The organism is Rhizobium leguminosarum (assembly GCF_001679785.1).
Lineage (GTDB): Bacteria > Pseudomonadota > Alphaproteobacteria > Rhizobiales > Rhizobiaceae > Rhizobium > Rhizobium leguminosarum_R.
In genome coordinates, this window is record NZ_CP016286.1 from 2,604,852 (window position 1) to 2,617,500 (window position 12,649).

The 12,649-nt window shown below is 62.0% G+C and carries 7 protein-coding genes and 1 pseudogene; 5 read left to right on the forward strand and 3 right to left on the reverse strand.

Translation table 11 applies throughout. The features are described 5' to 3' along the window. Positions 1 to 45 precede the first annotated feature (45 nt). On the forward strand, positions 46 to 822 hold the full coding sequence (locus BA011_RS13045) for a LytTR family DNA-binding domain-containing protein (protein WP_065280782.1): 777 nt from the start codon (positions 46 to 48) through the stop codon (positions 820 to 822). A gap of 269 nt (positions 823 to 1,091) precedes the next feature. After that, on the forward strand, positions 1,092 to 4,580 hold the full coding sequence (carB, locus tag BA011_RS13050) for a carbamoyl-phosphate synthase large subunit (protein ID WP_065280783.1): 3,489 nt from the start codon (positions 1,092 to 1,094) through the stop codon (positions 4,578 to 4,580). A 64-nt stretch (positions 4,581 to 4,644) separates the two neighbouring features. On the opposite strand, the gene BA011_RS13055 is transcribed toward carB, so the two are convergent. After that, on the reverse strand, positions 4,645 to 6,099 hold the full coding sequence (locus BA011_RS13055; RefSeq protein WP_065280784.1) for a UdgX family uracil-DNA binding protein: 1,455 nt from the start codon (positions 6,097 to 6,099) through the stop codon (positions 4,645 to 4,647). Beyond that, positions 6,099 to 7,330: pseudogene (locus BA011_RS13060) on the reverse strand (putative DNA modification/repair radical SAM protein). The gene BA011_RS13055 and the pseudogene BA011_RS13060 overlap by 1 nt, the downstream one beginning before the upstream one ends. 253 nt (positions 7,331 to 7,583) lie before the next feature. Here BA011_RS13060 and greA point away from each other — a divergent pair. Together greA and BA011_RS13070 are read left to right on the forward strand one after the other, a co-directional pair. Beyond that, complete coding sequence (gene greA / locus BA011_RS13065; protein ID WP_003541639.1) at positions 7,584 to 8,060, forward strand: transcription elongation factor GreA; 477 nt, start codon at positions 7,584 to 7,586, stop codon at positions 8,058 to 8,060. Positions 8,061 to 8,088: 28 nt separating this feature from the next. Continuing rightward, positions 8,089 to 9,147 carry a glycosyltransferase family 4 protein gene (locus BA011_RS13070; protein ID WP_065280785.1) on the forward strand — a complete coding sequence of 353 codons (1,059 nt, stop codon included), beginning with the start codon at positions 8,089 to 8,091 and terminating at the stop codon, positions 9,145 to 9,147. A gap of 72 nt (positions 9,148 to 9,219) precedes the next feature. On the opposite strand, the gene BA011_RS13075 is transcribed toward BA011_RS13070, so the two are convergent. After that, entirely contained in the window at positions 9,220 to 10,554 is a 1,335-nt protein-coding gene (locus BA011_RS13075) for a dicarboxylate/amino acid:cation symporter (protein WP_029873324.1), read from the reverse strand. Between the two features lie 226 nt (positions 10,555 to 10,780). On the opposite strand from BA011_RS13075, the gene BA011_RS13080 reads away from it, so the two are divergent. Then, a complete protein-coding gene (locus BA011_RS13080; RefSeq protein ID WP_065280786.1) occupies positions 10,781 to 12,649 on the forward strand; it encodes an ATP-binding protein in 1,869 nt (622 codons plus the stop codon).

The window sequence follows — 12,649 nt, forward strand, 5'->3', positions numbered from 1 at the left end:
CTTCATCCGCCTCAATCCGAACCGCGCGAACGGCAGGAAAACTTCGTGATTCACCTCTTCTTGCAATCCACGCTTCGCGAATTGCAGGTCTTTCTCCACTCCTGGCGCTTCTGGGTAACCTTTGCCGCGATCGTCCTGCTCTTTGCCGTTACCGGTCCCTACGGCACGATGGAGAGCATGGCCTTCGGCGAACGCCTCGCCTACTGGCTGACGCTGCATGCCCTTGCCTGGACGATCGCCATTTTCTGCGCAGTCACGGCCGAAAGACTACTGCAGGGAGTGATCGTTTCGATGTTCGCCCGCATGATGGCGGGCTCGCTCATAGCCGCCCTGCCAATCGGTTTTGCCATCGGCCTCGTCGACCATGTCTTCACCGGCGAAGCGACCACACTCGAAAGCGGCCTGCAGCGCGCGCTTTTTGCGGTGCCGCTCTGCGCCCTCTTCTGCCTTTTGACCTACATGGCGATGAGCCAGAAAATCGCCGAAGCCGCAGCACCTCTGGAAACCGGCTCCGCAGCCTCGATCCTCGACCGGCTGAAGCCTGAGAATCGTGGCTCGCTGCTGCGCCTTTCCGTCCAGGACCACTATACCGAGGTGGTGACCAACCGCGGGCGCGAACTGGTGCTCTTGCGTTTCGCCGATGCGCTGAGGGAAACCACCGCAACGCCGGGCCTTCGCGTCCATCGCTCGCACTGGGTGGCCGACGCCCATGTCGAAAGCCTGAAACGCGACAATGGCAGGCTGCTGATCCTCACCCGCGACGGCACGGAAATTCCAGTCAGCCGCAGCTATGCCGAGGAAGTGCGCCGCCGCTTCACGTAAAGAAGACGCGCCAAACGCTTGACGGGACTCCTGCTTTCGCTCTTCCGGAAGCAGGGCGGCGGCGAAATCCGGGTGGCGGTCGTGTCTGTTGGGAAATAGTCTTCCGCGCCGTGTTGGATTCCTGTCGATTCCGCGATTTATGGGGTTCCGTTTGCAAATACATTTGCCTATAAGCCGCTTCTAGCCTGAAAAGACCCAGCATGCGCGACCCGACCCGGTGATCACCCACCCTGGCCGGTTTTCTGCGCAGCCAGAAAACGGAAGCACTCATGCCGAAGCGCCAAGACATCAAATCGATCCTTATCATCGGCGCGGGACCGATCGTCATCGGCCAGGCTTGCGAGTTCGATTATTCCGGTACCCAGGCCTGCAAGGCGCTGAAGGAGGAAGGCTACCGCGTCATCCTCGTCAACTCCAACCCGGCGACGATCATGACCGATCCGGGCCTTGCCGACGCCACCTATGTCGAGCCGATCACCCCCGAGGTCGTCGCTAAGATCATCGCCAAGGAACGCCCAGATGCGCTGCTGCCGACCATGGGCGGCCAGACGGCGCTAAACACCGCGCTTTCGCTGAAGCGCATGGGCGTGCTCGACCGCTACAATGTGGAGATGATCGGCGCCAAGCCCGCCGCCATCGACATGGCCGAGGATCGCGCGCTGTTCCGCGAAGCAATGGCCCGTATCGGGCTGGAAACTCCGCGCTCGATGCTGGCGAATGCCACCGACATCAAGGACCTCGACCGCAAGACGCACGAGGCCGAGCGCGTCAAGCTGCGTGAAAGCCTCTCGGGATCCGACCTCGACAAGGCGCTGGACGAGCTGGAAAACCAGTGGAACCTCGGCGAGAGCGACCGCAAGCAGCGTTACATGAGCCATGCCATGGCGATTGCCGCCCAGGCGATCGACCATGTCGGCCTTCCCGCCATCATCCGTCCTTCCTTCACGCTCGGCGGCACCGGCGGCGGCATCGCCTACAACCGCTCGGAATTTTTCGAGATCGTCGGCGGCGGCCTCGACGCCTCGCCGACCACCGAAGTGCTGGTCGAAGAATCGGTGCTCGGCTGGAAGGAATATGAAATGGAGGTCGTCCGCGACAAGGCGGACAACTGCATCATCATCTGCTCGATCGAGAACATCGACCCGATGGGCGTCCACACCGGCGATTCGATCACCGTCGCGCCGGCGCTGACGCTGACGGACAAGGAATACCAGATCATGCGCAACGCCTCGATCGCGGTGCTGCGCGAGATCGGGGTCGAGACCGGCGGCTCGAACGTCCAGTTCGCTGTTAATCCGAAAGACGGCCGCCTCGTCGTCATCGAAATGAACCCGCGCGTCTCGCGCTCGTCGGCGCTCGCCTCCAAGGCCACCGGCTTCCCGATCGCCAAGATCGCCGCCAAGCTCGCGATCGGCTATACGCTCGACGAACTGGATAACGACATCACCGGCGGCGCAACGCCTGCCTCCTTCGAACCGTCGATCGACTACGTCGTCACCAAGATCCCACGTTTCGCCTTCGAGAAATTCCCCGGCGCCTCACCGGTGCTGACGACCGCCATGAAATCGGTCGGCGAAGTCATGGCGATCGGCCGCACCTTCGCCGAATCGCTGCAGAAGGCACTGCGCGGCCTCGAAACCGGCCTGACCGGCCTCGACGAGATCGAGATTCCCGGTTTTGAAGAGGGTGAATCCAGCCAGAACGCCATCCGCGCCGCAATCGGCACGCCGACGCCCGATCGCCTGCGCATGGTCGCCCAGGCGCTGCGCCAGGGCATGAGCGAAGCCGAAGTCCACGAAGGCTGCAAGATCGATCCCTGGTTCATCGCCGAGCTGAAGGCGATCGTCGAGATGGAGGCCCGGATCCGCGAGCACGGCCTGCCTGATGATGCCGCTAACTTGCGCATGTTGAAGGCGATGGGCTTTTCCGACGCGCGCCTGGCGACGCTGACCGGCAAGCGCCCGAAGGAAGTCGCCGAATTCCGCAACAGCCTGAACGTCCGCCCCGTCTTCAAGCGCATCGACACCTGCGCGGCCGAATTCGCCTCGCCGACCGCCTACATGTATTCGACCTATGAGACGCCCTTCGTCGGCGCCGCCCGCTCCGAGGCTGAAGTCTCCGACCGCAAGAAGGTCGTCATCCTCGGCGGCGGTCCGAACCGCATCGGTCAGGGCATCGAGTTCGACTATTGCTGCTGCCACGCTGCCTTCGCGTTGAAGGATGCGGGTTATGAAGCGATCATGATCAACTGCAACCCGGAAACTGTCTCGACCGACTACGATACCTCGGACCGCCTCTATTTCGAGCCGCTGACGGCCGAGGACGTGATCGAGATCCTGCGGGCAGAACAGGAAAAGGGCGAAGTCGTCGGCGTCATCGTCCAGTTCGGCGGCCAGACGCCGCTGAAGCTTGCCGAGGCGCTGGAAAAGAACGGCATCCCGATTCTCGGCACCGCGCCTGACATGATCGACCTTGCCGAAGACCGCGACCGCTTCCAGAAGCTGTTGATGAAGCTCGACCTCAACCAGCCGAACAACGGTATCGCCTATTCGGTCGAGCAGGCCCGCATGGTCGCCACCGAAATCGGCTTCCCGCTGGTCGTGCGTCCCTCTTACGTGCTTGGCGGCCGCGCCATGCAGATCCTGCATTCGGAAGGCCAGTTGCAGAGCTACCTGCTCGATACCGTGCCGGAACTGGTGCCTGAGGATATCAAGCAGCGCTATCCCAACGACAAGACCGGCCAGATCAACACCCTGCTCGGCAAGAATCCGCTGCTCTTCGACAGCTATCTCAGCCACGCCATCGAAGTCGATGTCGACTGCCTCTCCGACGGCACCGACGTCTATGTCGCCGGCATCATGGAGCATATCGAGGAAGCCGGCATCCATTCCGGTGACAGCGCCTGCTCGCTGCCGCCGCGCACGCTCTCCAACGAAATGCTCGACGAGTTGGAACGCCAGGCCAAGGCGATGGCCAAGGCCCTCAATGTCGGCGGCCTGATGAACGTCCAGTTCGCCATCAAGGACGATGTCGTCTACGTTCTCGAAGTCAATCCGCGCGCCTCGCGCACCGTGCCCTTCGTCGCAAAGACCATTGGCGCGCCGATTGCCAAGATCGCCGCCCGCGTCATGGCCGGCGAAAAACTCGACGCGACCTTCGCCGCCTACGGGCAAAAGCCCGATCCGCGCAAGCTGAAGCACATCGCCGTCAAGGAAGCCGTCTTCCCCTTCGCCCGTTTCCCCGGCGTCGACACGCTGCTCGGCCCGGAAATGCGCTCGACGGGTGAAGTCATCGGCCTCGATACCGATTTCGCGCTGGCCTTTGCCAAGTCGCAGCTCGGCGCCGGCGTCGAGCTGCCGCGGGATGGGACGGTCTTCGTTTCCGTCCGCGACGCGGACAAGCCACGCGTGCTGCCGGCGATCCGCATCCTCGTCGAGCAGGGCTTCAAAGTGCTGGCGACCGGCGGCACCGCCCGCTTCCTCGCCGAAAACGGTATCACCGCCACCAAGATCAACAAGGTGCTGGAAGGCCGCCCGCACATCGAGGACGCGATCCGCAACCGCCAGGTCCAGCTCGTCATCAACACCACCGATGGCAACAAGGCGATCTCGGACTCCAAGTCGCTGCGCCGTGCGACGCTGATGCAGAAGGTGCCCTATTACACGACGATGGCAGGCGCCGAGGCAGCCGCCCAGGCGATCAAGGCGCTGAAGGCCGGCAATCTGGAAGTGCGGCCGCTGCAGAGTTACTTCGCCTGAAATAATGTAGCGTCATTGCTCGATGAGCGGTGACGCTACCCGCCGTTCACTCATCGGAATCAATTTATCTGGTCGCCGTCATAAGCCGCTGGATTTTCAGCATATCTTCGCGAAATCGCGCCAGCTCTTCCGCCTTCAGCCGCTCGTCGGGAATACGTAGCAGATAGGACGGATGCACCGTCACGAAGAGCGTTTGCTTCTCGTCGATCGCGATCGCTTTTCCCCTGACATCCTGCAGCCGCTGTTTTGCATCGGTCAGCGCCGCAAGCGCCGTCGCCCCCATGGCAACGACCAGCTTTGGCTTGATCAGCGCCATCTCCAGATTGAGCCACCAGCGGCAATGCTTCACCTCGCCCATATTGGGCTTCTGATGGATTCGACGCTTGCCGCGCGGCTCATATTTGAAATGCTTGACGGCATTGGTGACGTAAAGCATTGAGCGGTCGATGCCGGCTTCAATGATCACCTGGTCCAGCAGCCTACCGGCGGGCCCGACGAAGGGGCGCCCTGATATATCCTCCTGGTCGCCTGGCTGCTCGCCGACGAACATCACCTCTGCATCGCGCGGCCCGTCCCCGAATACGGTTTGCGTCGCCTTCGCATGAAGCGGACAACGGGTGCAAGCGGCAGCTTCCGCGCGCAGTGCTTCCAGCGTGCCCGCCGGCGCTTCGGGTTCAGCAGGAATGCTGCGCGCGGCTTCCTGCAGGCGATCGTGAAAGGGCAACGACTGGGTCGCCTCCCTTGCAGCCATGGCCCGCACCTTGCTCTCCGCCGATGCGATCAGCCCAGGGATGAGATCGGCTTCCGGCAGGTTCTTCCAGTATTTTTTCGGCATCTCAGCCTGCATCGCCTTCAGCTTCAACCGCGCCGGATTGAAAATGCTGGCATAGTAGGTGCGCCAGAGGTCATCGGTAGCATCGGTAAGATTGGGTTTTTCACACGGTTCGTCGCTCATCGTCAGCCGCTCGCCGTCCCAGGCGGCCGATCCCCTGGGTGTGGCGATCAGCCAGTCCATGTCGGTGAAGCGCCGTTGGAAGAAGGGCGCTGTGCGCCTGACGATATGATGATCCGGCTCGAACCAAGCGAGGAATTTTCGACGGTCCGCCGACACCGCACCAACCTCCTTGAAGCGGACGAAGGCCGTCATCTTATGCGCGTCGCGCCGAACGTTTTTCGCCATCAGCCTTGCACGGGCGACGTCCTCGTCGGAGGCCACTTCAAGCAGCTGCCGGTCCAACTGCAGCCGCCAGAGCAGATGGTAAAGCAGGGAAAAACGAGCCGGGTCGGAATGGCAGAGCACTGTCTCCGCCAACTCGATGAAGGCGGGCGGCACTGTCATCGGCTTGCGTGCTGCGGCAGACGTAGGCGGCATGGCGTCGTGTTGAAACGCTAAACCCGGCTCAGCGCGTTTTTCGCGCCACTCGATCTCCTCCGGCAGGATGCCGGCGACCGCGAAAGCGCGCGCGGCGTCACGCCATTCGGCAAGCTCCCCGCGTCCTGCCAGCACGACCCGGCGCATCACAGCAACGACAATTGTTCGGGTTGTGGTTCGAACATGGCGCGAAGGTCGGGGCGCTCGATCAATCGGCGCGGCGACCAGCCTTCCGCCGAGATGAAGGACTGGACCTTCTTGATCGAAATGCCGAGCCGCTGGAGATCATCGAGCCGCAACCGGCGAAAACGGCGGGCCGAAACGATCGCTTTGACTGTCTTGGTGCCGAGACCGGGCACACGCAGCAACCGCTCGCGCTCGGCCCTGTTGATATCGACGGGAAATTCGGCCCGGTTGGCGAGCGCCCAGGCAAGCTTGGGGTCGAGGGTGAGATCGAGCATGCCGCCCGCCTGGTTCGCGGTGATCTCGTCGATGCCGAAACCGTAGAATCGATAGAGCCAGTCGGCCTGATAGAGCCGATGCTCGCGCATCAACGGCGGCTTGATCAGCGGCAGGTTTTTCGACGAGTCCGGGATCGGGCTGAAGGCGGAATAATAGACGCGCTTCAGCCCGTAGCTGCTGTAAAGCCGGCCGCTGGTCGCAAGGATCGTCGCATCGTTCGCGCCGTCGGCGCCGACGATCATCTGCGTGCTCTGGCCGGCCGGCACGAAACGCTGACGCTTCTTCGTCCTGAGCGTCGGTTCGCCGGCGGCCTCGATCTTCAGCCTCAGATCCCCATCGATCGCCGAATATTGGCAGGCTTCTTTTCCGGCGCAAAGCGGGTAATGCCGTTATCCGTCGGCAACTCGATATTGAGCGACAGCCTGTCGGCATGAAGCCCCGCCTCTTCGATCAGACGCGGCGACGCCTCAGGGATCGACTTCAGGTGAATATAGCCGCGGAAATTATGCGTCACGCGCAGTTCGCGGACGATGCGGACCATCTCTTCCATCGTGTAATCGGACGAACGAATGATGCCGGAGGAAAGGAACAGGCCTTCGATATAGTTGCGTCGGTAAAATTCCAGCGTCAGCCAGATGACCTCCTCGGGCGTAAAGCGCGCCCGTTCGACATTGCTCGACGAGCGATTGACGCAATAGGCGCAGTCGTAAATGCAGAAATTGGTCAGCAGTATTTTCAAAAGCGAAATGCACCGTCCGTCCGGGGCATAGGCATGACAGATGCCGAATCCCTCGGTCGAACCGAGCCCGCCACTTGCCCGGGAATCACGTTTCACCGTGCCGCTGGAAGCGCAGGAAGCGTCATATTTCGCGGCATCGGAAAGAATGGCCAAGCGTTCTGTGAGCGACTTCTTCATTAGTATGTTCACTATATGTTCTTATGTGCAGAGTCAATCAGGACGGTCCGATTTCTGCCCATTTTCAAGTCGCACCACCCAATATCGGGGCAAGCCGCGTTTCTTTTATGCGAATTTTCTGGAAATCGGCCTTGGCGATCTGCTATAAGCGTCCGACTAAGATTGTGGCACGGTTCCGAAGCTCCCCTTCGGGACCTGTTTTCTTTTGTGTTCGCCGCTGATTGTGCGGATACGAGGATTGAAGGACAGAAAAATGGTTGAAAAGGTACCGATGACACCAGGCGGTTTCGTCAAGCTGCAGGAAGAACTGCGCTGGCGTCAGCAGGAGGAGCGCCCCCGAATCATCGAGGCGATCGCCGAAGCCCGTGCCCATGGCGACCTTTCCGAAAACGCCGAATACCACGCCGCCAAGGAAGCTCAGAGCCATAATGAAGGCCGCATCAGCGAGCTGGAAGACCTGACGGCGCGCGCCGAGGTCATCGACCTCACCAAGATGTCGGGCGACAAGATCAAGTTCGGCGCCAAGGTGAAGCTCATCGACGAGGACACCGAGGAAGAAAAGACCTACCAGATCGTTGGCGACCAGGAAGCCGACGTCAAGGCCGGCCGCATCTCCATCTCCTCGCCGATCGCCCGCGCGCTGATCGGCAAGGAAGTCGGCGATTCCATCGAGGTCAATGCGCCGGGCGGCTCCAAGGCCTACGAAATCCTCCAGGTTTCCTGGGGCTGATCGCCCGCCAGCCGCGAGACCCATCCCCTTGCCTGATATTCGTGACGTCGAGATCATTGCGCCCAATTTCAAGCGCCGGCTCTCCGGCGTCACGTCGACTATCGTCCAGCTCATCCCGTGCCAGATCCGGCTCGGCATCAAGATCGCGACACTCGGCCCCGGCCTGCCGGAGGACCTGCCGAAACTTAAGGGGCGGCAGCTCCTCGGCCTCTGGCGCCCGCCGGCGCACCGGCGCCAGCGCGTCTGGCACGCGCGCCGCAACAACGAGATGGCGGTCGGCATCCTGCTGCGCCATCTGTTGCGCATGCCACTGAAGCTTCTCTTCACCTCGGCCGCGCAACGCCGGCACACCGCCTATACGAAATGGCTGATCCGTCGCATGGACGCCGTCGTCGCGACCAGCGATCGATCCGGCTCGTTCCTCGAGGTGCCGCATACGGTGATACAGCACGGCGTCGACCTTGCTCTGTTCCATCCGCCGGAAACGGCGGAGGACGGCATCGCCGCCACCGGCCTGCCGGGCCGCTATCTCATCGGCTGCTTCGGCCGTGTGCGCCATCAGAAGGGCACTGATCTTTTCGTCCAGGCGATGATCGAACTGCTGCCGCAGCACCCCGAGTGGACGGCGGTCGTCTCCGGCCGGGTGACGGCCGAACACGCGGCATTTGGCGACAAACTCAAGGCGGATGTTGCCGCCGCCGGGCTCAGCGACCGTATCCTCTTCCTCGGCGAAGTGCCTGACATCAAGGTCTGGTATCGCCGCCTGACGCTTTACGTCGCCCCTTCCCGCAACGAGGGTTTCGGCCTGACGCCGCTCGAAGCCATGGCCTCGCGCACCGCGGTGGTGGCATCGGACGCCGGCGCCTATGCCGAGCTCATCGTCACGGGCGAGACGGGCTCGGTCGTCGTCGCCGGCGATGGCGAGGCGCTGACGCGGGCAATTGCGCCCTATATTGCAGATCCCGCTCTGGCGATTGCCCATGGCGAGAATGCGCTACGGCATGTCAGGACGAATTTTGCGCTGGAGAAGGAAGCGAGCGCGATCGGCGCCGTTTATAACAGCCTTCTCGGCGACAATCGCGGCTGAAGCAGAAAAGAGAAACGGCCCGTTGGATAACGGGCCGCTGCAGGGATTCTAAGGATAAGGAATAGCGGCTGACTATTCGGCCGGCTGGAGCCCGGCAGCCGAAATATCCTCTCCGGTCTGGCCGCCCAGTGCCGCGGCGAGCTGCGCCGTATCCAGTTCGTTTTCCCAACGTGCGACGACGATCGTCGCGACCGCATTGCCGACGAGGTTGGTCAGCGCCCGGCATTCCGACATGAAGCGGTCGATGCCGAGGATGAGCGCCATGCCGGCAACCGGCACGGAGGGCACGACGGAGAGCGTTGCAGCAAGCGTGATGAAACCGGCGCCGGTGATGCCTGCGGCACCCTTCGAGCTCAGCATCGCCACCAGCAGCAGCAGGATCTGATCACCCCAGGAGAGCTGGATGCCGGTTGCCTGAGCAATGAACAAGGCAGCCAGCGTCATGTAGATGTTGGTGCCGTCAAGATTGAAGGAATAGCCTGTGGGGATGACGAGGCCGACGACCGAGCGCTTGCAGCCGGCCTTTTCCATCTTGTTCATCAGCCCCGGAAGGGCGGCCTCCGAAGACGAGGTGCCGAGGACCAGCAGCAGTTCTTCCTTGATGTAGCGCAGCAGCGCCACGATCGAGAAGCCATTGTAGCGGGCGACAGCGCCGAGAACGACGAGGACGAAGAGCAGAGAGGTGATGTAGAAGGTGCCGATCAGCATGGCGAGGTTGGCGATCGATCCGACGCCGTACTTGCCGATGGTGAACGCCATGGCGCCGAAGGCGCCGATCGGAGCAGCCTTCATGAGGATGGCGACGAGCTTGAACACGGGCGCCGTCAGGGCATTGAGGAAGTTGACGACCGGTTCGCTCTTTTCGCCGACCATGGCGAGCGCGATGCCGAAGAGCACCGAGAAGAACAGCACCTGCAGAATGTCGCCATCGGCAAAAGCGCCGACGATCGTCGTCGGGATGATGTTGGTCAGGAAACCGACGATGCTCTGCTCATGCGCCTTTGCGGCGTAGCCGGCGACGGCGGCCGGATCCAGCGAGGCAGGATCGATGTTCATGCCGGCGCCGGGCTGGACGACATTGGCGACGATCAGGCCAATGATGAGCGCCAATGTCGAGAATGTCAGGAAGTAGAGCATCGCCTTGCCGGCGACGCGGCCGACCTTCTGCAGGTCGCTCATGCCGGCAATGCCGGTCGCAACCGTCAGGAAGATGACGGGGGCAATGATCATCTTGACGAGCTTGATGAAGGCATCGCCGAGCGGCTTCAGCTGGGTGCCGAATTCGGGATAGAAATGGCCGAGAAGGATACCCGCGGCGATGGCGGCGAGAACCTGAACGTAAAGATGGGTATAAAAGGGCTTCTTGCCCTTGCTGTCTGCGACTGCATCGAGTGGTGCTGCGATCATGATGTCCTCCTAATGGCTCGTCCGGAACGAACTCCGGCCTCCCGAGCCGTTCGCTTCAAGTCCAACAGCTCAGCCGTTGTTGCCCAGGTTCTTCGCAATCGCCGTGCCAGTTTTGCGCCGACCATCCAACAGATTGAATTTATTAAGGAAAAATTTACGGGGCTTCTAATGGCTCATTAAACAATGCGGAAATCCGCACAAATCCATTTGCGTTTCGTGCAGAAAGATGCACAAATCTGCCATGTCCGTGTCGCAGAAATTGTGGCCTTCGCTGCCCCTGCAACACCGCATCCGCCGGATGTGGTGGGTCTACGCCGTGCTCGCCCTCCTCGCTGTCGTGGCAAGCCTATGGGCCAGCGGCGAGATCGGTCGGCACCGTGCGGAGGTTGCCCTCGAGGAACAGGCCCGCATGGATTCGAGGCTGAATGCGGCTTTGCTGCGCACGGTTCTCGAAAAATACCGGGCGCTTCCCTTCGTGCTGTCGCAGGACGCGGCACTCGCCGCCGCACTGGCGGGAAACGATGCCGGCGCGTTCGAGCGCCTCAGTCAGAAGCTGGAAAATTTGGCGGCGGGCACGAAGGCTGCCGTCATCTATGTCATCGACAAGGACGGCATGGCGGTTTCGGCCAGCAACTGGCGCGAACCGACGAGTTTCGTCGGCAATGACTATCGTTTCCGCGAGTATTTTCAGGGGGCGGTCGAACGAGGACAGGCCGAGCACTTCGCGCTCGGCACGGTCAGCAAGAAGCCGGGCCTCTATATCTCCCAGCGGATTTCGGGCGGCAATGGCCTGCTGGGCGTCGTCGTGGTCAAGGTCGAATTCGACGACGTCGAGGCGGATTGGAATGCCTCGAACACCCCGTCCTACGTCGTTGACGAGCGCGGCATTGTCCTCATCACCAGTATTCCGTCGTGGCGGTTCATGACGATCGGCCGGATCGCCGAGGACCGGCTGACGGCGATCCGCGAAAGCCTTCAATTCGGCGATGCGCCGCTTCAACCCCTGCCGCTCGACATGGTTCGAAACCTCGGTGACGGGCTCGATGTCGTCGGGATCGTCATGCCCGGCGATGCCGGGAAAACCAGGTTTCTCGATGTCGCAACGTCGGTGCCGGCGACCGGTTGGCATTTGCAGCATCTCGTCGCACTCGGACCATCCGTCGATGCGGGGATTCGCGAAGCCCGCATGCTGGCATTGCTGATACTCCTGCCGCTGCTGGCTGGAACAGCCTTCCTGTTGCGCCGTCGCCATGTGATCACCCTGCGAATCTCCAGCGAACAGCGGGCGCGGGAGGAACTGGAACGGCGCGTCGCCGAGCGGACGCTGGATCTCAGCCAAGCGCGGGACCGGCTGCAGGCTGAAATCATCGGCCACAAGAGCACGGAGCAGAAATTGCAGGCGGTGCAGCAGGACCTGGTGCAGGCCAACCGGCTGGCCATCCTGGGTCAGGTGGCAGCCGGCGTCGCCCATGAAATCAACCAGCCGGTGGCAACCATTCGAGCCTATGCGGATAACGCCCGCACCTTCCTCGATCGCGGCCAGACGGCGCCTGCCGGCGAAAACCTCGAAAGCATCGCGGCGCTGACGGAACGCATAGGTTCGATCACCGAGGAACTGAAGACCTTTGCCCGCAAAGGCCGAGGCAGCGCCGAACCAACCGGATTGAAGGACGTCATCGAGGGCGCGGTGATGCTGTTGCGCAGCCGGTTTGCCGGCCGCATGGATACGCTCGACATCGACCTGCCGCCCGCCGAACTGCAGGTGATGGGAAACCGGATTCGTCTCGAGCAGGTGCTCATCAACCTGCTTCAAAACGCCCTTGAGGCGGTGGCGCCGAAGGCCGGAGAGGGTCGCGTCGAGGTCAGAACATCCACCGATGCAGGGATGGTAACGGTGACGGTCGCCGACAACGGTCCCGGCATCCCGCCGGAGATCCGCAAAGGCTTGTTCACGCCGTTCAATACTTCGAAGGAAAGCGGCCTCGGCCTCGGCCTGGTGATCTCCAAGGAAATCGTCGGCGACTACGGCGGCCGGATGGAGGTTGCAAGCGACAGTGGCGGAACCAGGTTCATCGTTCAGCTGAGGAAGGCTTAA

Coding starts and splice junctions, on each gene's coding strand:
- carB (WP_065280783.1), top strand. CDS start 1,092: ATGCCGAAGCGCCAAGACATCAAATCGATCCTTATCATCGGCGCGGGA.
- BA011_RS13055 (WP_065280784.1), bottom strand. CDS start 6,099: ATGCGCCGGGTCGTGCTGGCAGGACGCGGGGAGCTTGCCGAATGGCGT.
- greA (WP_003541639.1), top strand. CDS start 7,584: ATGGTTGAAAAGGTACCGATGACACCAGGCGGTTTCGTCAAGCTGCAG.
- BA011_RS13075 (WP_029873324.1), bottom strand. CDS start 10,554: ATGATCGCAGCACCACTCGATGCAGTCGCAGACAGCAAGGGCAAGAAG.
- BA011_RS13080 (WP_065280786.1), top strand. CDS start 10,781: ATGCACAAATCTGCCATGTCCGTGTCGCAGAAATTGTGGCCTTCGCTG.